Raw genomic sequence first — 22158 nt, forward strand, 5'->3', positions numbered from 1 at the left:
CTTTGTTGTCTTCCGTGTGACATCTACGCTTCTCAGGTGTGTCTCACGCGACAACTATATTAGAATAACACCGAAGGTCGGAATTGTCAACAATGTTTTTATATTTTCTGCAATTTAGATATTTAATACAATTAACCTGTTATTTTTTATGTTTTTGTGTCATTTTATACAATTTAGTAAAGACCAGTAAAACAATTCAAGTCGAACGTTCGTGAGACTTGGCGCGTGATTCTGGTCAGCAAAGCTGACATATTCCTATCAGAATCACTGCGCATCCTCGCGGAGCGTTTATCTCAGTCGGAGATTGGACTCCCACTGCGACGAATTTGCATTTACTCACCACCTAAAAGAGGTGGGAATCTTCTCGACTGAGATAAATTTGAATAACTTTATTGCTGCAAGAACATAATAAAAAGAAACTGTCGCTTCGCAATTTTCCAATCGCAAAACAACAGTTTTCTACTTTTACTTATATTTAGATACTTATAATTCTATCTTTTTCATTTCCTCCAAGAAATCACGGATATAAGATACTGCGAGATCTAATGCCTGCTGTCCCAGTTCAGCTGATGATTCTTTCGGATCAAAAGGTCCAAACCAACCGCTTGGAGCAATTTCCTTCGTATCTCTAACAAGACGTACAATACCGCCCTTGAAATTTACTGCCTGGATATATGCAGCCTTCATATTTTCAGTTGGATCCTGTGCATTGATCGGTTGACTCAGTTCAAGATCAACAGACTCCGGACAAATTGCCATCATTGCAGATGTTTCCAGTACGTCACCGTGGCCGCCTTCAAACTTCTTATCTAACTGTGCAACCAGACTCCACCAGTCAACGCTGGCACATACACCGCCCTTATGATATACCTCTAAAGCCGCACGGTCGATAGAAGGTGTGTTTCCGCCATGACCATTTAAAACTACAAAACGTTTTGCTCCGTGCTGCATAAGAGAATCCATAATGCCATGAAGTACGAGGTAAAGTCCTTCATATCCAATATTGATGCTTCCTTCAAAACTTAAATGATATGGACATACACCATACGGAACTGTTGGAGCTATAATGACATTTTCGATGTCCTCCACATGATCCGCCAGATATGTCGGAACCATGAAGTCTGTTCCGAGTGCACTCTGTGTACCGTGTTGCTCCGTGCTTCCTACCGGGATTACAACAATCGGATCTTTCTTGAAGGCTTCTTTTGCCTGTGCTGTAGTTAATTTTGCAAGATACATTTTCATTTCCTCCTTTATACTACACCGCAAAATGACGCTCAATTGCTTCTTGCGGTGGTGTTTTTGTGAATTTGCTTACAACAACCATTACAATTGATGAAATGATTGTTGTCGGGAACAATGCATGGAATCCAAACGCAAATGCTTTTATAGTTGGATTCAACGTGAAGAGTAACAGTGATATTACACCTACTACTACCGCTGCAATCGCTCCTTGTGCAGTTGCTTTCTTCCAGTAAATACCAAATAGAATCGGCACTACAAAAATTGCCATTTCCGAGAACGCAAACAGGTTAATTTCGAAAATACTGCCTGGCTGGAATACGCCGAAACAAATTACGATAATATCGATCAGAATAGTTACTACTTTCGAAAGCTTCATTACACTCTCATCTGTTGCTTTTTTATTGATGAGTTTCTGATAAATGTCACGCGTAACCGCACCGGTTTTCGTTACTAATATACCATCAATAGTAGACATACCGGCAGCTACAATTCCAGCAATGAAAATAGAAGCTAAAAACGGATTCAGACCTCTCTGCAAAATCATCGGAACAATCTGATCTGCTTTCTCGATATTCTGGATCGTAGCAATTCCATTTACACCGGTCCACTCAATCAAAGTTGCAGAGAAGAACATACCGGCTGTACCGAGAAGTATTGCTTTAAACATTGTCTTATGATCCTTCATTGCAAAGAATTTTGTAAATAGATGTGGCTGTCCCATTGTAAAGAAAGACCACAATACAATATTGGATACATAATATGCCCAAGGCATATAGCCATTGGCACCCGGAAATGCAAGATAAGCTTCATTCATACTCTGAAGTGTATGATTGATATTGCCAAAGCCTCCTCCCATTACATACAATAGAAACAATAAAAGTTACAATTGCTGTTGCGATCATCAAGGAACCCTGGATTACGTCCGTCATCATAGCGTCCTGCATACCAACCAATAAATGCCATAATTCCAAGATAAAGTACCAGCACCGTATAGAAAGGGCCTGGTGAAGGCTGAATTGCTGCTCCGTTCATAATTACTTCTCCTCCTCATCATAGGTGTGATATTCTTTTCGCTTCATACACATGCGATAATACTTGATGATCAATGCAAATGTAATCGCAGTGTGAATAAACCATCCATACAGGAACAACGGACCCCCGCCAAATGAAGGGATGTATGTTTCACTGTAAAAGAATGGAAATGGAATCATAATGATCACGAACATAAATAAAAAAATAATCAGCCAGGTTCGTTCGAAGTGCTCTTCAAACTGTTTTTCATAGCCTTGTCCTCCTCTTTCCTTTTTGGTACTTATAAATTTTCTTTTAGTTAAGTATATACTTTACTTTCTATTTTTCATTATACATGTTATAATAGATTTGTAAAGTCATCACTTATATTTTGTAAAATATCACGAAACATTTTACTGTAAAAGCGAAAGGAAACTATATGGACATTTTAGAACATATTCAGGAATTATATCCGACACTTACAAAAAAACAAAAAACAATCGCAGATTACCTGATTGCCAACCCAGAAGAAATAAGCTACATCACTCTGGCTCAGCTCAGTCAGCAGACACGATCCTCCGAATTGACACTTCTTCGTTTTTGCCAGAAACTGGGCTGTTCCACATTTGTTGGCTTGAAAGAACAATTCCGTGATTATACACAGAAGATGATTCGAATCGCATCCTCTTCCACTTATTTCGTTCCAGAATTAGAAGCTGGCAAAGCACCCGAGCGCGAACGAATGCTCTTAGAAATCTGTAGCCAGGAAGTGAGTGCCTTTTCCGAGTTTATCTCTGATTTGCCTATGGATACCATTCTGGCAGCTTCTGATAAGATTCGACGCAGTAATCGTATTTTTATCTTTGCACATGATATATCGAAAGTGCCTGGAGAATTTTTAAAATTGCGACTCTTAATCTTGTATTACAACGTCATTCTGATTGACCTGTCCGATTTGGAGCAAACACAGAAAACATTACGAAAACTTACAGAGGGAGATCTTGTAATTTTATTCTCTTTCCCGCGCTACTATTTTCCGATAGGAAATATTGCAAAAAAAGCTTCCGAATCCGGTGTCCCGATTTTAACGATCACCGACAGCGATGCTTCCCCGGCTGCATGCCACAGTGATTTGCTCCTTATTTGCCCTACTTCCACAGAAATGTTTTATAATTCAATGACAATTCCAATTGCCATGCTGAATATCCTGGCATCCTGTCTCGTCATTGACAGCATTTCTCCGTCCGAACGACAGAATTTTATAAATACATTATCTTCCTAGTAAAAACAGGAGATACGGATTTTCCTATCCATATCTCCTGTTTTTTGTTTACGCTATTAATTTCTATTATTTTTCATAAGTTCCTTTTTGAAGGATTTCCTTGTTTTTCATGAGAATACGACCACCTGCTATAAAAGTATCCAGCTCCATATTCTGATCAAACAGGAGAACATCTCCATCTGCTCCTTCTTTTATCCATCCCTTTTTCGGAAGCAGATCCAGCCCCTCAGCCACATGGCTTGTCATATAAGGTAATGCATCCTCAAGCTTCATTCCAAGCTCTTTCACCATATATTTTAATTCTTTATAAAGTGCATCTACACTGGACACTCCAATTTCTAAAAGGGTTCCATCTTCCGCATAGTGAGACCAGCTTCCATGTCCATCCGAACTCATCGTAATATGTTCAGTAGGAATTCCTCTTTTCCTTGCTTCCAGAACATAACTTCCCGGAGAAGAATGCATGCCACAAGTCAAATCTACATATCCGCCTCTTCTTAAAAATTCATATCCATCCTCCAACAGATGTTCATTTCGATTTACATGTGTTGGTCTGAAAATGCGAGTAGGAATAGACGTTTTCTCCAACGCACGGAATACCGGTTGTAATCCAGCCTCATCGTCTCCCATATGCAACACAACAATCCCCGGTTTCCCGCTGAGCATACCGGCAACTCTTACTTTGCTTGCGATCTGGATCAGTTCCTCTTCTGTCACATTCGGTGCACGATGATCGGAAATAGCAAGCTTCACACCGAGTATCTCGTCGATGAATACAATGTCTCGATCAACTTCTCCGGTAATTGTCGGATTCGGATAGCCATAAGCTCCCGTAAGCATATATGCACTTACGCCTTCCTCGCAAAGAGCCTTGGTTTTTGCATAAAGATTCTCCACACTTCTTGTAATTCCATCTGTTCCCAGAAGCCCTATGACTGTAGTTATACCATTTTCCACTAACTCAGAGAGCTGTAATTCCGGTGTTCTCGTATGAAAGCTTCCTTCTCCGCCTCCACCGGTAATATGTACATGCTGATCAATAAACCCTGGCGTCAGCATCTTTCCTTCGGCATCTAACACTTCACATTCAACTGGAAGCGAACCAATTTCATCCTGAATCTTTTCAATTTTTCCTCCGCAGATCAAAACATCCTTTTTCCCCAGGTATTCTGGTGCGTATACCTCTGCATTTTTTACTAATAACATAACCAATTCCTCTTTCGCAATTATTCTGCTTTTTTCAACTTAGAAACTCCGGTCTCTATTGCTGTTTTTGCAACTTCTCTTGCCACATTATCAGCAACTCTTTCATCAAAAGCACCCGGTATAATATAATCTTCTGTCAGTTCTTCCGGCTTGATAATGTCTGCAATTGCTTTCACTGCGGCTATCTTCATCTCTTCCGTAATATCGGTTGCTCTTGCATCAAGCGCACCTCTGAAAATTCCAGGGAATACAAGCACATTGTTGATCTGATTCGGGAAATCGGATCTTCCGGTTGCAACAACTTTGGCTCCGCCTTTCTTGGCTTCATCCGGCATAATCTCCGGTGTTGGATTCGCCATTGCAAATACAACCGCATCTTTTGCCATTGTACTTACCATCTCTGCTGTAACTATGTTCGGAGCAGATACACCAACAAATACATCTCTACCCTGCATTGCAGTTTTTAAATCTCCATGAATCTGTTCTTTATTTGTCTTTTCTGCCATCTCTTTCTGTGCAGGATTCATCCATTCTTCACCGACTGCAAGGATTCCGTTCCTATCAACAAGGACAATATCACCGACTCCCAGCTCTAATAATAATTTACAGATAGAAATTCCTGCAGATCCGGCACCATTGATGACTACTTTTGCTTCTGAAAATTCTTTTCCGACATATTTCAAAGCATTCGTAAGACCTGCGGATACAACGATCGCTGTTCCGTGCTGATCGTCATGGAATACCGGAATATCCAGTTCTTCTTTTAATCTTCTCTCGATTTCAAAGCATCTCGGTGCGGAAATATCTTCCAGATTGATTCCACCGAATGTAGGAGCAAGACGTTTAACAGTCTCCACGATCTCATCTGTGTCTTTCGTATCCAGACAGATTGGAAATGCATCAATTCCTGCAAATTCTTTGAACAAAATGGATTTTCCTTCCATAACCGGCATTGCCGCTTCCGGGCCGATATCTCCCAGTCCCAGAACTGCCGTCCCATCAGATACAACTGCTACGAGATTTCCTTTTGCTGTATATCTGTACACTTCTGATTTATCATCTCTGATCTTCCGGCAAGGTTCTGCAACACCCGGAGTATACGCCGTACTAAGATCATCTCTTGTCTTTACCGCTACTTTTGATGTGACACTGATTTTTCCTTTGTGTTCTTCGTGCATTTTTAATGCCATCTCATTGTAATTCATATTTGTGCTATCTCCTTTATCGATCCGTTTTCTATCCACAAGCATACCACTTCATAGACTAAAAAGAAAGGGAAAAGAAGGACGGCTACTGCAATTTGTACAATAACCGTCCTTGTCTTATCTGTAATTCTCTTATATATAATGTTAAAGTTAAAAAATACCATACGAATTGTTCCGTACTTCGTACTCCCACAATTCTATTATTATTTCATTACAATATTAATGATCTTCTTCGGTACATAGATCTCTTTGATGATATTTCCGGTCAGTTTGTCTGCAATTGCTTCTTTTCCTGCTGTAATCGCTTCTTCTTTGCTGCTTTCTGCTGCAATAGAGATAACTGCTCTTGTCTTACCATTGATCTGTACAGGTACCTGGATTTCATCATCTTTCATGGCTTCTTCATCGTATGTTGGCCATCCGGCTTTGAATACACTGCCTTCATGACCTAACTGCTCCCAAACTTCTTCTGCGATATGAGGTGCAAATGGTGAAAGCAGTACTGCCATTGTAGATAATGTCTCTGTATCGATTCCGCCTGCTTTTTTCGCAATCTCGATCAGTTTGTTATTATGCTCCATAAATCCGGAAATCGCTGTATTCAGGCTGAAGCTTTCCAGACGGGTTGTGATATCTTTTGCAAGCTTATGACGTTCTTTGATCATCTCTTTGGTAGCTTCGATGTTTGCATCTTTGCTGTCCATAACCAGATTCCAGAATCTCTTCAGGAAACGGTTTACTCCGTCAATACCGCGGTCATCCCACTCAGCATCTAACTCCGGTGGTCCTACAAAAAGTTCATACATTCTCAGGGAATCGCATCCGTAATCTCTTACAAGATCGTCAGGAGATACAACATTTCCCTTGGATTTACTCATCTTGATACCGTTCTTACCTGTGATCATTCCCTGGTTGAACAATTTGTGGAATGGCTCATCAAAGTCAATCACTCCAATATCACAAAGGAATTTGGTATAGAAACGGGAGTATAAAAGATGCAGTACCGCATGTTCTACACCACCGATATACATATCTACCGGAAGCATTGCGTCTGCTTTCTCTCTGGATACTAATTCCTTATCGTTATGGTTATCTACATATCTCAAGAAATACCATGAAGATCCGGCCCACTGTGGCATTGTATTTGTCTCTCTCTTCGCATCAGCGCCACACTGCGGGCATTTACAATTTACCCACTCATCAATTGCAGCAAGCGGAGATTCTCCTGTTCCTGTCGGCTCGTAGGACTCTACATCCGGCAGACGTAACGGCAGTTCTTCTTCCGGTACCGGAACATTGCCACATTTTGGACAGTGTACGATCGGGATTGGTTCTCCCCAGTATCTTTGACGTGAGAATACCCAGTCACGCAGTTTGTAATTAACAGTAGCTCGACCAATTCCACGTTCTTCGATAATGTGTGGTGCTTCTTTTTTCAGTACAGAAGATTCCATACCATTCCACTCACCGGAATTAATCATTGTTCCGGAAGCTTCTGTGTATGCTTCTGTCATATTTTCAATTTCTTTTCCGTCTTTTGCGATAACCTGGATGATCGGGATGCCGAATTTTGTTGCAAATTCAAAGTCACGGTCATCGTGAGCCGGTACACACATGATTGCTCCTGTACCATAATCTGCAAGTACATAATCAGATAACCAGATTGGTGTCTTCTCGCCATTTAACGGGTTGATCGCATAACTTCCTGTAAATACACCTGTCTTTTCCTTATCCTGCATACGGTCTACATTAGACTTCATGGATGCATCGTAAATATACTTCTCAACTTCTTCTCTTGTCTCATCTGTAGCCAGGCTCTTTGCAAGTTCATGCTCCGGAGCCAGTACCATAAAGGTTGCTCCATATAATGTATCTGGTCTGGTTGTATATACTGTGATCTTTTCTTCTCTTCCTTCTACCGGGAAGTCAACTTCTGCACCATAAGATTTACCGATCCAGTCTGTCTGCATCTTCTTAACTTTCTCAGGCCAGTCTAATTTGTCCAGATCATTTAAAAGTCGGTCTGCATATGCTGTGATTTTTAACATCCACTGCCGCAGATTCTTCTTGGTAACTTCTGCTCCGCAGCGTTCACATTTACCATTTACAACTTCTTCGTTTGCAAGACCTGTCTTGCAGGACGGGCACCAGTTGATTGGGAACTCTTTCTCATATGCAAGGCCCTCTTTGAACATCTTCACGAAAATCCATTGTGTCCACTTATAGAAATTCGGATCTGTTGTATTTACTTCACGATCCCAGTCATATAAAGCTGCGATCTCGTTGATCTGTCTCTTGATATTTTTAATATTTGCTTCTGTGGAAATAGACGGATGTACACCCATCTTAATTGCATAGTTCTCAGCCGGAAGTCCGAATGCATCCCATCCCATCGGATGAATGATGTAATAGCCCTGCTGCAATTTATAACGGCTCCATACATCAGAGATTACATAACCTCTCCAGTGTCCTACATGAAGTCCATTTCCTGATGGATATGGGAACATATCCAGACAATAATATTTCTCTCTTTTGCTTCCGTCATCGTTCGTTGTCACATTGACCGGGTTCTTTTCCCAGTTTTCGCGCCATTTTTTCTCGATTGCCTTATGATTATAAGGGATCTTTGACATCTTTCCATTCCTCCTGTTTTCTAAATAACTTTTTATGTTTGATTTCCACCTTCAGAGCCTGCCGGAGGCTTTTTGTATAATAGAAACTGAAATTCTTATTATATAAAAATATAAGCCTCCTCATCTCTAAGAGACGAAAAGGCTTGATTTCCGTGGTACCACTCTTCTTCACCCGGATATACCGGATGCACTCATTCACTTCTGTAACGGGAAGACCCGCTATTATCTACTCCTGTTCAATAATAGAACTCCGAGGCGAGTTGGGAGATTACGCTTGCTGTCTCACACCAACCGACAGCTCTCTGAAAAACGATGATCTCTTAATATTCCTCTTCAACGTTTCTGCGTTATTCCCATCTATTATATGAAGAATGTTAAAATAAGTCAACCCCTATCTTAAGATTGCACCACTCCAAAACGATATTTTTTATTCTACATCTTTCAGCGCATCCAGATCTTCTTCTCCGGTACGGACTTTAATGACTTTCTGTACGTTGTAAACAAAGATCTTGCCATCTCCGACACGTCCTGTATACAATGTTTTCTTTACGGTTTCTACTACTTTTTCAACCGGAATACTTCCTATTATTACTTCAACTTTTACCTTCGGAAGCACTGTTACATCCATTTCTACACCACGATATTTTTCTCCGGCGCCTTTCTGGATACCACATTCCATAACCTGTGTTACAGTCATTCCGGTTACACCAAGTGTATTTAATGCATTTTTCAGTTTTTCATAACGGGAAAGTTTTGCAATAATTACAACTTTATGAATACCTGTCTCTGCATCTACAGGCGTAGTTACCTTCACTGCCGCTGCACGCTGTACTTCTGATGCCGCATCATAATCGTTCTCACCAAGTTCTGTATTTTCATTTACATTCATACCTCCGCCTGTAACATCCATTAAACTGAATCCTGCATAAGCAGAAGAAAGTCCATGTTCCGTTGCATCCAGACCGATAATTTCCTCTTCTTCCGAAACCTGAAGTCCCAATGTTCTATCGATCACTTTAAACACGATCGTCATTGTAACTGCTGTCATTATCTCTTTTGTCATAATCGTCCTCCTTCTCTCATTACCTGTCTGAAAAATCATGAAATAAAGAAAGGCATGGATTTCTGTCGTCGACATCCAAAAATCTACACCTTTGTGTTCTTTATCCCTGTAATGATTATCAGAAAGCAAAGGCGCTTCGAGAATAATCTCGAAGCGCCTTTGCTTTCATGCGGTTTAGTTTAGTGTACGTTTTTTCAGTTGTCAAGTCGTATGTACAATTTTCAGAATTTTATATAAAAATCTAAAAAATAGTTGTTCCTTTTCGTCATTTCGTGTATAATAAGCTCAAGTACTCATACTGATATTATTCAGTAAATCTGATACATAAAGGAGAGTTTGCCATGGTAAATTTATTAACAGGCCCAAAAGGCAGCGGAAAAACACAAACAATGATTGAGCAGGCTAATGCGCAGGCTAAGAGATGCAACGGAAATGTTGTTTTTATCAAAAAAACACATCGCGACACAGCAAGTGTAGCATTTGATATCCGTACAATCTGTATGGATGATTTTCCAACAATTACTAACACAGATGAATATATCGGATTCTTATATGGTATGTACAGTTCTAACCATGATATCGAGTGTATCTTTATCGATGGTATTTTAAAACATGCTGACATTTCTCTGGAAAATATTCCAGAATTTATCGAACGACTGAAAAAACTCTCTAGCGAATGCAACATTGACTTTTATGTAAGCATCAGTGCTGCCAAAGACGATTTATCCGCAGTTAATACTGACGGTTGCACATTTTTAAATTAATGATCTGATCAGGACAACAGCAGGCGGCTTTTTGTATTCAGAAGCTGCCTGTTTTTATATGATAGGAAATTGCATTCCCCATCATGTAAAAAACCTCCGACAGGATGCACATTATAACGCTTATTTAAAAGAATGAAAAAGAGGAACAAACAATGGACAAGAACGAAAGACAAAGACTGAGGCGCCGCCGACGGAAGCTTAGAAGAATCTATCTTCACGTCAGACGCGCTGTTGTAATTCTGATTCTGCTTCTGATCTGCTTTGGAATCTTTTCCGGAATCAAAGCAATTGTACATGCAATTACCGGCTCCAGTCCGAAGACGGAACAGACAGCTCAAAAAAAGAAAAAGAAGGCACCTTCAATTGACACTTCCGGTGTAACCGTGAATGAATTTACGATCAAAGGAAAGAGTAATCCTTCCACAACTTCCCTGACTATAAGTTCCATGGGAGATTGTACACTTGGCACAGATGAACATTTTGATTCTTCGACCAGCCTGCCGACTTACTATAATCAATACGGCGCTGATTATTTCTTCAAAAATGTAAAATCCATTCTGGAAAAGGATGATCTTTCTATTGTGAATTTTGAAGGAACACTGACTACAGAGACAACGAGAGAAAATAAAAGTTACGCCTTCAAGGCGCCACCGGAATATGCACAGATTCTGTCAAACAATTCGGTAGAAGCTGCCAATACAGCGAACAATCACAGCTCTGATTACGGCGAACAGAGTTATACCGATACAATCAAAAACCTGACCGATGCCGGTATCGCTCCATTCGGATACGATACCGTTGATATCATTAAAATCGGCAAGATCAAAGTCGGACTTATCGGTATTTATGAACTGAATGATCATCTGGATCGCGAAGAACAGGTAAAACAGAATATCCAGGCTTTAAAAGAACACGGCGCAAATCTGATCATTGCAAATTTCCACTGGGGAACGGAAAAAGAAACCAGTCCGGACACGAACCAGCAGACACTTGCACACCTGGCAGTAGATCAGGGTGCTGACCTCGTTATCGGACATCACCCACATGTTTTGCAGGGTATTGAATACTACAAAGGCAAATCCATTGTCTACAGTCTTGGAAACTTTTGTTTTGGCGGAAACTCCAACCCAGCTGATAAGAATACGATGATCTATCAGCAGACATTCTCTTTCAAAAAGGGAAAAGTTCAGAAAAATGCGAAAGAAAATATCATTCCTTGCTCAATCTCTTCCACATCAGTACGCAACGATTATTGTCCGACACCACTAGAAGGAGATCAGAATCAGGCACTTCTGGATCTGATTAAAAACTATAACGAAGCGATTGCAAACGGAGAATTTAAAACACCTGCAAGCGACAGTTCCGATTCTACTTCCGGAACGACAGATACCACATCTGACACTTCATCAGATGCCGGCTCAGACAGTTCCACGGATAGTTCGCCGGACAGCGCATCGGATTCTTCCGGCAGCGGCACAACAGACTCGACAGGTACAACGGATTCCTCTACTGATACTGTAGATGGATTGTAGAATCCTAAATTTTTATAAGAACACTTACCGATGTCCCAAGTATTGAAGACTGTCTTCATTTGGACTGTAATGGCACAAAAGAACCGGCACACACGCGCCGGTTCTTTTTCTACCACTTTTTGTGTTAATCTCTAAGTCAGTTTTAATCTTCTTTTATTTATCATCTGCCTGAGCATCTGTCTGGGAAGGCTCTTCTGTTTTCACAGTCTTCTCTGCTTTTTTTGTGCTCTGTACTGCCTGCTTCTCTGTGACAGTTACAGTGTAAGATGTATTTCTTCCTGAGAAATCTGTTGCAATCATCTTAATATTCACTGTACCTACGCCAACAGCTGTTACATTTCCATCTGCATCTACAGTTGCAACATTGGTATTGTTAGATTTGAAACGTACAGTTGGAAGTGTTCCACTTGCAGGGAAGATATGAATATCACTATTCTTATAAGTATCTCCTACCTGAAGTTTTACATCCATATTTGTATACTCAAAGCTGCTGCATGTTCTTGCCTGTTCCGGTGTCAGCATCTGGATCGCATTGTGCTCCAGATCTCTGGTCCACTGCCACCAACCTCCATCATACAGACTTACTTTCCAGCCTTTTTCATATGCCATCAGAAGAGGCATTGTTGCTCTCCATCCTGTTCCACAGAAGAAGCACACCTCATTTGTCGGATATACATAGCTATCTGCCATAAAACCTTTGAATCTCTCATAAGAAATCAAAGTTCCGTCCGCATTCATATATTCTTCCATTGTGTTCGCATCATTCCCTGCACGTCCGAATACTGCTCCGGCAATCTCACCTTTTTCCTGAAGCATCGGATAGTTTCCATCCGATAATCCCTTGAACTCATCCAGGCTTCGGATACTTACAAGACGGAAATTCTTATCATTTGCAAGTTTATCTTTCAGTTCTTCTTTGGAAACAATATATTCCGGATGTGCCGGAACTGTTGTTCCGAAATCATAATTTGCATCTGTTACAGGTGTATTAACTTTTGTCTCTACTTCATATCCTGCATTTTTCCAGTTTGTAAGCGAACCATTTAACACTTTTACATTTTCAACTCCACAATACAGGAAACAGAATGCTACACGCTCTGTTGCCGGATGTGCACCATATAAGATTACCATGGTATCTTTTGTAATATTATATTTTTTCAATAATGCAGCCAATTCTGCAGGCTCATGCAGATTTCCAAGATTCTCATCTGTATAGTCAATTGTATTATTTGCATATGCCGCATAAGTACTTGACTCTACCTGACGCACAGAGCAGTGATAAGCTCCTGGAATATGTCCTTCATTATATGGCGCAGCCTCTGTAGATGTATCAAGAATCACATAATTCTTGGATTCTTCCTGTTTTCCATCCATAACGCTCTTAATGTATGCAGGTGATACAAATACATCTGTTTTCTTTGCACTTGGAACTTCTTCCGGTTTTGTCTCTGCTTTCTTTACTGTTACAGTTGTTTTTGCTGTCAGATATTTACCCTTGCTGCTTTTCTGAGTCAGCTTTGCTGTAATTACTGCTTTACCAGCACTTTTTGCTGTTACCGTTCCTGTGGAAGATACAGTTGCAACTTTTGTATTACTGCTACTGAATTTTACAGGTGCATATACTCCCGACGGACTTACTGTTGCCTTAACAATTGCTTTCTTTCCATTTGTAAGACTGAGAGCTGCCGGAATGGATACCTTACTTGGTTTCAGATCCTTTACTTTCAGTTTTACAGAAGCTTTTACTTTCTTGTTTACTTTGGATGTTGCTGTGATCGTTACACTTCCGGTTTTCTTTCCTTTTACTGTACCTTTGCTGGATACAGAAGCAATTTTCGTATTACTTGACTTGTATGTAACGCTTTTGCTTGCATTCTTCGGGCTGACACGTTTTACAGAAATCTTTGTTGTCCCCTTCACATCAATAACTTTGCTGGAAACCGACGATGTTACGGTCAGTTTTTTCGGTTTCACAGTTGCTGCCTGTGCATCCACAGATGCAACTCCTGTGGATGTTACCGTTACTGCCACAGCAGCCATAACGGCAAGTGTTTTCTGGATTCTTCCTCTCATAATCCTTCCTCCTTTTTTCGTACAAGTGGTATTCTTTCATTATAGTGGTTTGTTGATTTTTTAACCAATCGGTATTATTGATAATCAACTCTATATATTCGTGTTTTCTATAATTGTTTTTCCATATAATTCTTCAATCCAAATCCATTCTCTGATTTTACTTCGAAATCGTCTTGTAAAAATACCCCCTTACTGGTTCGTCCAGCAAAGGGGGTACATATCATTTTCAACGGCTCTTCCTTCTTTGTTATTTTATTAAACTATTTTTACTGCAAAATCTGCCACTGGCAGCCTCCACTAAATGTTATAGATTTAAAAGAAACTCTCGTACAGCATCACCATACATGGCATTGTGATAATACAGAATATCACTGACATCACATTGATGACACTTGCGTATTTGACATCCTGGTCGTAAATCTGTGCAAGCTGCGTTACCATTGCTGCAACTGGTGCGGCTGTTGCGAGAAATACGATCATAAGAATATATTCTGCATCCGGGTGTATTTCCATACTGCCAAGGACTCCAAATGCGACCGCACCGATCACCGGATAAAAGATTAACCGGATAAAACAGATCAGATACGGTCGCTTCTGACGGAACACCCACTTTAAATCAACATTTCCAATCACCATTCCGATTACCAGCATACTTGCCGAACTGATCATATCTCCGAAACTGCTTACACATGTTCCGATCACTTGTGGAAGCCGAATCCTGGATATGAACATAAGCATTCCAAGAAACATAGCAATCATATTCGGATTCAGGAATATCTCTTTATAATTCTTTTCGTCTTTTTTGCTGATGATTCCGACTGCATGCGTCCAGAGTAGTACAGTCTGTACCAGATTATAAGCGGTTGTATAAAATACCCACTCTTTTCCAAGAACATTCCCTACCAACGGAATGAGCAGATAACCTGAATTTGAATAAATGACAGATGCCTTCTCAATCCGGTTAAAATGCAGTGGTTTTTCCATTAGCTTCGTCCCACCAATCATAACAATATGAACACAAATTGCTGCCACAACAGCAATCAATAATCCTTGTAATTTATCATCGGTTAACTCAATCTGAAACGCATCAATAATTACGCAGGGAGAACAGATGTAAACTACCATATTGGAAATGATCTTGCTGTCTGTCTCCTTGAATAATCCAATCTTGACAATGATATATCCAACAATCATTGTCAGAAACATGGATAAAATTTGTTCTGCCAGTAAGATACTTAGTTCCATTCTGTTCTCCCTTTTTATCTATTTGTTTATATTCTCTGTATCCTTATCCTGTGTATTGCTTTCTTTGTCAGTCTCCGTTTTAAGAGACATTACTGTATTCGCCTTATCGCCTTCTTTGTACTCCAGTGAAATCGTCTGTCCGACTTCGCATTTTACGATATCGATAAAATCTACAACCGATGTATCAAAAATGTCATCGGATCCTTCCAACATAACATAGTAATGTGATGTTCCATCTATGACTGCCTGTGCAATCTTCGTGATCTTACCGGTAATCTTCTTCACATCCCGTGTGTCTTTTTCTGCTTTTTTGAGACCATTCTCACCAAGCAGATTCCGGTAATTCTCTTCACACTGACTGACACTATCACCAATCGCTACAATCTGGTATTTATGGACATTTACCATAGCATACTTTTTCACCAGGCCGGCATCATCCTTTAATGCAATAAAGTAAGTCGGTTCCTTGGAAATGTTAAGCAGCAGCGGAAAGGTTGCCTCGTACTTTAAGTTCTGCACCTGACCTTCCGCTGAAGACATCGCTGACGCTTCGGTTGCGCCTTCTACTGTGTAATACTTTGTCTCCATCGTCCGCTGATTTGCCAGCACGAACCCAACATTGGACTGGTCACCATTAACAGAAGTTACACCTGTATACATCCAGACATCATCATCCAGTGCAAGATAATTATATCCATCCGTTGTCTCCAGACAGTCCTTCTGACTCAGCACACTGTTCAAAAATCCATGTTTCAATGTGCCATAATAGTCAAAAAGCTGTACAAGAATATCTGCCGAATACGCACGGTCTACCCATGACGGTACATCCTTGATGTCATATGTCTTCGTTTCACCAGTTACTGCGTTACAGAGTACGACTTTTCCGACTGTTTCACCACCGAACAGACCGATGTTATATTTCTTCACCGGTGCAATCCAGTATGGTACTCCGGCTTCATCAATCTCAAAACTTAACTCTCCGTATATATAAGTCGGATGTGCAAATCTTAAGTGACGGTAAATATTACGGTTCAGATGTTCACTGGTCGTATACTTGATTCCTTCTTTTAATTTCACAAGTTCTGTTGTCTGTGTAGCCATATTGATCCGGATATATGCCGGAATTCCTTCTCTGCGGTTTGTAAACCACTTAATCAGATTCGCATATTTCAGTGGCGTTACACGGACCGGATTATTCTTGTAATTGATCTGGCTGTAAATGTCATCTGCCTCAAACTGAGATACCATATCTACCATACTTCCCATCTTACGATCTCCGAGAAGTGCTGCAGTATCTTTATCCAGAAGCGGAATTCTGTCATAAGACAATTCTTTTACATCTTTACTGAACTCTCCAGTCTTCACTTTCATCAATTTCTGATATTTTTTCGCATTGATAATCGGGGATGACAGTACAGAACCTGCCAGATACACAATTCCAAACACAACCAACAGTCCGATCATGGAACGTAAAATCTTATTCGTCCCAAGTTCCACACGTGTTACACGCTTTCTGACCGCATAGTAAATGATTAGGACAACAAACAGTGTCATCACGAAAAACCATGTCTGCGCCGAATGGATATTGACTGCCGGAATTGACACATAATAATAAATCGCCGCAATCGCCAGCAAAATAACAACAATCGCAAATTTACTTCTCTTTTTCATAACACCCTCCCATTCTAAAATTTCTTTCTCCAAGATATTGATGTAAAGAGCATCAGGAATGGAAAGATTTCCAGACGTCCAATCAACATATCAATACAAAATACCAGTTTTGAAAATGGAGAAAACTGTGCAAAGTTTCCTGCCGGACCAGATACACCAAGTCCCGGGCCGATATTATTCAAAGTTCCCATTACAGATCCGAGGTTTGTGGCAAAATCAAAATCATCTATAGAAACCAATAATACGGATAACCCGGCAATTCCCGCATATGCAACCAGATATACGAATACATTCTGTACAATGTCCGGATTCATCTTCTTGCCATTTATACGGATCAGGTTGACAGATTTCGGATGGACCATCTGTTTCAGTTCTTTCTTAATACTCTTAACAACAATCAAGAATCTTGAAACTTTGATACCACCGCCTGTGGATGAAGCACACGCACCAATGATCATTAGTATGATGATGATCGTCTGTGACATCGTCGGCCATTTCATATAATCGGCCGTCGAGAATCCGGTTGTCGTAATAATGGATGCGACCTGAAATGCCGCATACCGGAATGCCTTTAACGGATTGCCATATATCGATGTAATATTCCATGTGATCAAGGCAATCGCTGTTGCTATGATCGCCAGATACGTCCGCAGTTCTTCATTTTTCCATACCGGTTTGAACTGTCTTAACAACAACAGATAAAACAGGTTAAAATTGATACCGAACAGGATCATAAATACCGTGATCACACCGTCAATATATGCACTGTCAAGCTGTCCGATACTATTAGCATAGTTCGAAAATCCTCCGGTTCCTGCAGTACTGAATGCATGGATAATACTGTCAAATGGGGACATACCACCAAAAAGCAGCAATACAATTTCTACTGCTGTCAGTGCAAAATACATTCCATATAAAATTCTCGCTGTTGCCATCGCTTTCGGCACAAGCTTATCTTTCTCTGGTCCCGGTACTTCCGCACGCATCAAATACATCATATTCTTCTTATCAAGAGAAGTCAGAACCAGTACAAATACAAGCACGCCCATACCACCGATCCAGTGTGTGAAGCATCTCCAGAAATGCATACAGTGTGACAGCGATTCAATATCATTTAAAATTGTAGAACCTGTTGTCGTAAATCCGGATACTGTCTCAAAAAACGCATCCAGATAGTTCGGGATATATCCTCCCAGCGTAAACGGAATTGCTCCAAACATCGACCATAAAATCCATGCACTGGCAACGATGATCATACCTTCTTTTGCATAAATCTTCGTTTTATTCGGCTTTCTGATTCCGAATATAATATAAATCAATGCCAATATTGTTGCCGGAAATAAAAAGCAGGCTCCGCTTTTTTCTCCATATAAAAGTCCGACAAAAGCAGGAAGGAGCAAAAGCACACCTTCTACTCCCATCATTTTTGCCAGAATATATAAAATCATTCTTCTATTCATATTTCCACCGGCTCCTATAAAAGTATCTCATTCAGATTGCGGATCACATGATTCTTCGTAACGACAATAACGCTGTCACCAACTTTCATCGTTGTATCACCATTCGGGATGATAACCTGGCGATGTCTGCCGATACATGCAATCAGTGTATTTTTCTTTGTTCTTAGCTCTTTCAGTGGGACGGATGTATATTCACATTCCTTTCGAATGATAAATTCCTGCGCTTCTACTTTTCCGTTCACAAGACGATACATCGTCTCTACATTGGCATTACTGTAAGAATTCTTACGAGCACGAACATATCGCATGATTGCATCCGCCGTTGCACTCTTCGCCGAAATAATACTGTCAATGCCGAGTCCTTCCACCATCTGTGCCCTGGAATCTTCATTTACTTTTGCAATAATCTTATTCACGCCCTGCGTCTTTGCGAATAGAGATAAAATAATATTCTCTTCATCAAGACCAGTCAGTGAAACCATCGCATCTGCTTCGGCAATTCCTTCTTCCAGCAGCAGATCATGATCTGTTGCATCACCATGAATGATCGTTGCCTTTGGAAGTAATTCACAGAGATTCTCACATTTTTTTTCTTTGATCTCAATGATCTTCACCTGCATTCCTGCCTGCAGAAGCTGATTTGCAAGATAGAAGCATAAATGCCCTCCTCCGCAGATCAGAACATTCTTCACACGAGTACGCTTTCTTCCTAATGATTTAAAAAATGATTTCAGATCCTGATGTGCGGCCGCGATATGTAACTTGTCTCCTTCTCTTAAGACAAAATCACCATCCGGAATGTAAACCTCTCCTTTGCGCTTTACTGCACATACCAGTACTTTGATCTGGAATTTCCGGTACAGCTCTGAAAGTGCGATATCCACCAGTGGACTGTTCTCACGTACCGGATATTCAACAAGTTCTACTTTTCCCTTCATAAAAGTCTCAACTTTACTCGTCTCCGGGAACAAAAGCACACGGGCAATCTCATTCGCCGCAGTCAGCTCCGGATTAACCGCCATACTCAGATGCAGGTCTTCCTTCAGAAGATCCATCTGTCTGTAGTAAATTGGGTTGCGTACTCTGGCTATCGTATGTTTTGCTCCCAGCCTTTTTGCCAGAAGACAACTCAGCATATTCATCTCGTCCGTTGATGCGCATGCAATTACCAGATCTGCATGTGGTACGTCCGCCTGTTTCTGAACCTCTGCATCTGCACCGTTACCGGTAATGCAGAAAATATCAAGCTGGTTCAACGCGGCTTTTAACTTGCCTTCGTTCTGGTCAATCAGCACAATATCGTAATCTTCTTCCGATAATTGGACTGCCAGCTTATGGCCAACCTTGCCATCACCAATGATTACTATTTTCATTTTTCTTTCCTCACATATATTCCTTTGACAAAATTTCTTTCCTAATATAAATAGCAACCACGATTATAGCACTTTTAATATAAGAAAAAAAGCCCTTCCCAGAGCTTTTTTTCTTATTTCATAATCAAATTTTTATCAAAGATTTATTCTTCTGCTGCTCTCTTTGCAATCTCTGCTTCCTGAATGTCTGAAGGAGCCTGCTCATAACGTGCAAATTCATAAGAATAATTGCCACGTCCACCGGTCATGGAACGAAGTGTTGTGCAGTATCCAAACATACCTGTCATCGGAACATCAGCGATAATCTCCTGATATCCGCCGCTTAATGGATTCATACCAAGCACACGACCTCTTCTCTTATTCAGATCACCCATAATATCTCCGGTATAATCATCCGGAACTGTAACTTTCACAGAAGCGATTGGCTCTAAAAGAACCGGCCCGGCTTCCATGAAGCCTTTCTTAAATGCCTGGATCGTTGCTGTCTTGAATGCCATCTCAGAAGAATCTACCGGATGGTAAGATCCATCATACAGAACTGCTTTCACACCTACAACCGGATATCCTGCCAGAGGCCCTTTAAGTACAGATTCCTGAAGACCTTTTTCAACTGCCGGGAAGTAGTTCTTCGGAACAGCTCCGCCCACAACTTCTTCTTCGAATACATAAGGTGTCTCCTGATCTCCGGATGGTTCGAATCTCATCTTGACATGTCCATACTGTCCATGTCCGCCGGACTGTTTCTTATACTTCGTATCTACGTCTGATTTCTTCTTAATTGTCTCACGGAATGCCACTTTCGGTGTCTCCAGTGTGATCTCACATTTGTATCTTGCAGCAAGTTTGCTTGCCGTCACTTCCAGATGCTGGTCACCCATACCATAGATCAGTGTCTGACGGTTCTCACTGTCGTTAACACTCTTAAGTGTCACATCTTCTGCCATCATCTTCTGCAGCGCCTGGGATACTTTATCCTCATCGCCTTTGTTCTTAACAACATATTTCATATATGTATATGGTTTGGAATATTCTGTTTTTCCAAACATCAGCGGCGTTGTCTTTGCTGAAAGTGTATCACCGGTCTTTGTATTGGCAAGTTTGGCGATCGCACCGATATCACCCGCAAATAATTCGCTGACTTCTACCGGTTTGTTGCCTGACATTGTATAAATCTTGCCAAGTTTGGCTTCTGCTTCGGACTCTGCATTGTAGAGCACATCGTCCCCCTTTAATACACCGGAGCATACTTTTACGAAAGAATATTTTCCGATAAACGGATCTACCATAGTTTTGAAGACATATGCGGATTTTGCTTTTGCAAAATCATAATCTGCTTCATAGATCTCGTTCGTCTTACGGTTAATGCCGGCGCATTTTCTGCTATCCGGGCTTGGGAAGAATCTTACAATATCTGAAAGGAGGTTTGCAACTCCCTGTGCCTGGATATTCGATCCCATAGCAACCGGAACGATATCTCCGTCCATAACTTCTGTTCTCATTGCAGAACGAATCTCCTCTACAGAAAACTCTTCTCCTGCAAAATAACGCTCCATAAACTCATCACTTGTCTCCGCAACTGCTTCTAACAGTTTCTCACGGTAGATCTCCAGGTTTGGTTTACAGTAATCCGGGATCTCGCACTCTTCTCTCTCTCCGATACCAGTATAACGTCTTCCTGCGTTCTTAATAATATTAACGTAACCAACTAACTTCTCATTCTCACGGATTGGCTGGAAATGCGGTGCAATCACTTTACCATACTTATCTGTCAGATCCTGTACTACCTGACGGAAACTTGCATCATCCACGTCCATCTCTGTAACATATACCATACGAGGCAGATTATATTTGTCACATAATTCCCATGCTTTCTCTGTTCCAACCTCAACACCTGCTTTTCCAGAAACAACGATAACTGCTGCATCTGCTGCACTGACTGCTTCTTCTACTTCTCCGACAAAGTCAAAATATCCCGGTGTATCGAGAACATTGATCTTCGCTTTCTCCCATTCGATCGGTACCAGTGATGTGCTGATTGAGAACTGTCTCTTCTGTTCCTCTTTATCAAAATCACTGATCATATTACCGTCTGCAACTTTTCCCATACGAGTAGTTGCCCCTGATACATAGGCCATGGCTTCCACAAGACTTGTCTTACCGCTTCCTCCATGTCCTAATAGAACAACATTTCTAATCTCATCCGTCCTGTATACTTTCATATTAAGCTGCCTCCTTACTATAGTAAATTATCATGGGTATATTGTACTAAATTTTCTGACTAATTACAACTCTTTTATACATTTTTTACAATTTTCTTTCTTTACTTTTTCGCTTTAAAGCATCATAGCATTGACAAACACAAAAAAAGAAAATATAATAAATTTCAGAAGTTTCA

The 22158-nt window shown here is 40.7% G+C and carries 15 protein-coding genes, 1 pseudogene and 1 other annotated feature; of the genes and pseudogenes, 3 read left to right on the forward strand and 13 right to left on the reverse strand.

Annotation, left to right across the window (positions count from 1 at the left end):
* Positions 1 to 483 precede the first annotated feature (483 nt).
* Genes DW125_RS00005 through DW125_RS14140 form a run of 3 tightly spaced genes read right to left on the reverse strand, consistent with a single transcriptional unit; the run spans position 484 to position 2277 of the window.
* A complete protein-coding gene (locus DW125_RS00005; protein ID WP_021859552.1) occupies positions 484 to 1239 on the reverse strand; it encodes a creatininase family protein in 756 nt (251 codons plus the stop codon).
* A 19-nt stretch (positions 1240 to 1258) separates the two neighbouring features.
* Positions 1259 to 2059: a sodium:solute symporter family protein gene (locus DW125_RS00010; protein ID WP_242992871.1), complete on the reverse strand. Its 801-nt coding sequence runs from the start codon at positions 2057 to 2059 to the stop codon at positions 1259 to 1261.
* Positions 2060 to 2100: 41 nt separating this feature from the next.
* Positions 2101 to 2277, reverse strand: a complete 177-nt coding sequence (locus DW125_RS14140) for a hypothetical protein (protein ID WP_242992872.1) — start codon at positions 2275 to 2277, stop codon at positions 2101 to 2103.
* A gap of 418 nt (positions 2278 to 2695) precedes the next feature.
* Between DW125_RS14140 and DW125_RS00020 the strand changes: the two genes are divergently transcribed.
* Positions 2696 to 3538, forward strand: a complete 843-nt coding sequence (locus tag DW125_RS00020) for a MurR/RpiR family transcriptional regulator (RefSeq protein WP_117536722.1) — start codon at positions 2696 to 2698, stop codon at positions 3536 to 3538.
* Between the two features lie 66 nt (positions 3539 to 3604).
* Here DW125_RS00020 and iadA read toward each other — a convergent pair whose 3' ends face one another.
* From iadA to DW125_RS14320, 4 genes and pseudogenes are all read right to left on the reverse strand, one after another.
* Positions 3605 to 4744: a beta-aspartyl-peptidase gene (gene iadA, locus DW125_RS00025; RefSeq protein WP_021859549.1), complete on the reverse strand. Its 1140-nt coding sequence runs from the start codon at positions 4742 to 4744 to the stop codon at positions 3605 to 3607.
* Positions 4745 to 4764: 20 nt separating this feature from the next.
* On the reverse strand, positions 4765 to 5949 hold the full coding sequence (locus DW125_RS00030; protein ID WP_021859548.1) for an NAD(P)-dependent malic enzyme: 1185 nt from the start codon (positions 5947 to 5949) through the stop codon (positions 4765 to 4767).
* Positions 5950 to 6152: 203 nt separating this feature from the next.
* Positions 6153 to 8582, reverse strand: a complete 2430-nt coding sequence (gene leuS, locus DW125_RS00035; protein WP_117536723.1) for a leucine--tRNA ligase — start codon at positions 8580 to 8582, stop codon at positions 6153 to 6155.
* Between the two features lie 126 nt (positions 8583 to 8708).
* Positions 8709 to 8928 (reverse strand) — a binding site (T-box leader).
* 81 nt (positions 8929 to 9009) lie between these two features.
* Positions 9010 to 9627 (reverse strand): annotated as a pseudogene (locus DW125_RS14320) (P-II family nitrogen regulator); the annotation flags it as partial.
* A 359-nt stretch (positions 9628 to 9986) separates the two neighbouring features.
* On the opposite strand from DW125_RS14320, the gene DW125_RS00050 reads away from it, so the two are divergent.
* Both DW125_RS00050 and DW125_RS00055 read left to right on the forward strand, forming a co-directional pair.
* Positions 9987 to 10409: a hypothetical protein gene (locus DW125_RS00050; RefSeq protein WP_117536725.1), complete on the forward strand. Its 423-nt coding sequence runs from the start codon at positions 9987 to 9989 to the stop codon at positions 10407 to 10409.
* Between the two features lie 152 nt (positions 10410 to 10561).
* Positions 10562 to 11941, forward strand: coding sequence for a CapA family protein (locus DW125_RS00055; protein ID WP_117536726.1), 1380 nt, complete (start codon positions 10562 to 10564; stop codon positions 11939 to 11941).
* Between the two features lie 153 nt (positions 11942 to 12094).
* On the opposite strand, the gene DW125_RS00060 is transcribed toward DW125_RS00055, so the two are convergent.
* The 6 genes from DW125_RS00060 to DW125_RS00085 all read right to left on the reverse strand — a co-directional run bounded on the left by DW125_RS00060 (position 12095) and on the right by DW125_RS00085 (position 21982).
* Positions 12095 to 14014 (reverse strand): Ig-like domain-containing protein, encoded by a 1920-nt coding sequence (locus DW125_RS00060; RefSeq protein WP_117536727.1) that lies wholly within the window; start codon positions 14012 to 14014, stop codon positions 12095 to 12097.
* A gap of 312 nt (positions 14015 to 14326) precedes the next feature.
* The gene (locus DW125_RS00065) at positions 14327 to 15259 is read right to left on the reverse strand and encodes an AEC family transporter (RefSeq protein ID WP_117536728.1); all 933 of its coding nucleotides are present in this window, start codon (positions 15257 to 15259) and stop codon (positions 14327 to 14329) included.
* A gap of 18 nt (positions 15260 to 15277) precedes the next feature.
* Entirely contained in the window at positions 15278 to 16930 is a 1653-nt protein-coding gene (locus DW125_RS00070; protein ID WP_117536729.1) for a CvpA family protein, read from the reverse strand.
* Positions 16931 to 16944: 14 nt separating this feature from the next.
* A complete protein-coding gene (locus DW125_RS00075) occupies positions 16945 to 18390 on the reverse strand; it encodes a TrkH family potassium uptake protein (protein ID WP_117536730.1) in 1446 nt (481 codons plus the stop codon).
* 14 nt (positions 18391 to 18404) lie between these two features.
* Entirely contained in the window at positions 18405 to 19763 is a 1359-nt protein-coding gene (trkA, locus tag DW125_RS00080; RefSeq protein WP_021859539.1) for a Trk system potassium transporter TrkA, read from the reverse strand.
* Between the two features lie 143 nt (positions 19764 to 19906).
* Positions 19907 to 21982 (reverse strand): elongation factor G, encoded by a 2076-nt coding sequence (locus DW125_RS00085; protein ID WP_117536731.1) that lies wholly within the window; start codon positions 21980 to 21982, stop codon positions 19907 to 19909.
* Positions 21983 to 22158: the final 176 nt, after the last annotated feature.

Origin of the sequence: Dorea sp. AM10-31, assembly GCF_003435815.1 — a bacterium.
GTDB classification, from domain to species: Bacteria; Bacillota; Clostridia; order Lachnospirales; family Lachnospiraceae; genus Dorea_D; species Dorea_D hominis.

Excerpts from the sequence above, each read along its gene's own strand:
- DW125_RS00085 (WP_117536731.1), bottom strand. The coding sequence starts at position 21,982 with ATGAAAGTATACAGGACGGATGAGATTAGAAATGTTGTTCTATTAGGA.
- DW125_RS00065 (WP_117536728.1), bottom strand. The coding sequence starts at position 15,259 with ATGGAACTAAGTATCTTACTGGCAGAACAAATTTTATCCATGTTTCTG.
- DW125_RS00005 (WP_021859552.1), bottom strand. The coding sequence starts at position 1,239 with ATGTATCTTGCAAAATTAACTACAGCACAGGCAAAAGAAGCCTTCAAG.
- DW125_RS00050 (WP_117536725.1), top strand. The coding sequence starts at position 9,987 with ATGGTAAATTTATTAACAGGCCCAAAAGGCAGCGGAAAAACACAAACA.
- DW125_RS00055 (WP_117536726.1), top strand. The coding sequence starts at position 10,562 with ATGGACAAGAACGAAAGACAAAGACTGAGGCGCCGCCGACGGAAGCTT.
- DW125_RS00070 (WP_117536729.1), bottom strand. The coding sequence starts at position 16,930 with ATGAAAAAGAGAAGTAAATTTGCGATTGTTGTTATTTTGCTGGCGATT.
- DW125_RS00020 (WP_117536722.1), top strand. The coding sequence starts at position 2,696 with ATGGACATTTTAGAACATATTCAGGAATTATATCCGACACTTACAAAA.
- DW125_RS14140 (WP_242992872.1), bottom strand. The coding sequence starts at position 2,277 with ATGAACGGAGCAGCAATTCAGCCTTCACCAGGCCCTTTCTATACGGTG.
- leuS (WP_117536723.1), bottom strand. The coding sequence starts at position 8,582 with ATGTCAAAGATCCCTTATAATCATAAGGCAATCGAGAAAAAATGGCGC.
- DW125_RS00060 (WP_117536727.1), bottom strand. The coding sequence starts at position 14,014 with ATGAGAGGAAGAATCCAGAAAACACTTGCCGTTATGGCTGCTGTGGCA.
- DW125_RS00075 (WP_117536730.1), bottom strand. The coding sequence starts at position 18,390 with ATGAATAGAAGAATGATTTTATATATTCTGGCAAAAATGATGGGAGTA.
- DW125_RS00030 (WP_021859548.1), bottom strand. The coding sequence starts at position 5,949 with ATGAATTACAATGAGATGGCATTAAAAATGCACGAAGAACACAAAGGA.
- DW125_RS00010 (WP_242992871.1), bottom strand. The coding sequence starts at position 2,059 with ATGAATGAAGCTTATCTTGCATTTCCGGGTGCCAATGGCTATATGCCT.
- trkA (WP_021859539.1), bottom strand. The coding sequence starts at position 19,763 with ATGAAAATAGTAATCATTGGTGATGGCAAGGTTGGCCATAAGCTGGCA.
- iadA (WP_021859549.1), bottom strand. The coding sequence starts at position 4,744 with ATGTTATTAGTAAAAAATGCAGAGGTATACGCACCAGAATACCTGGGG.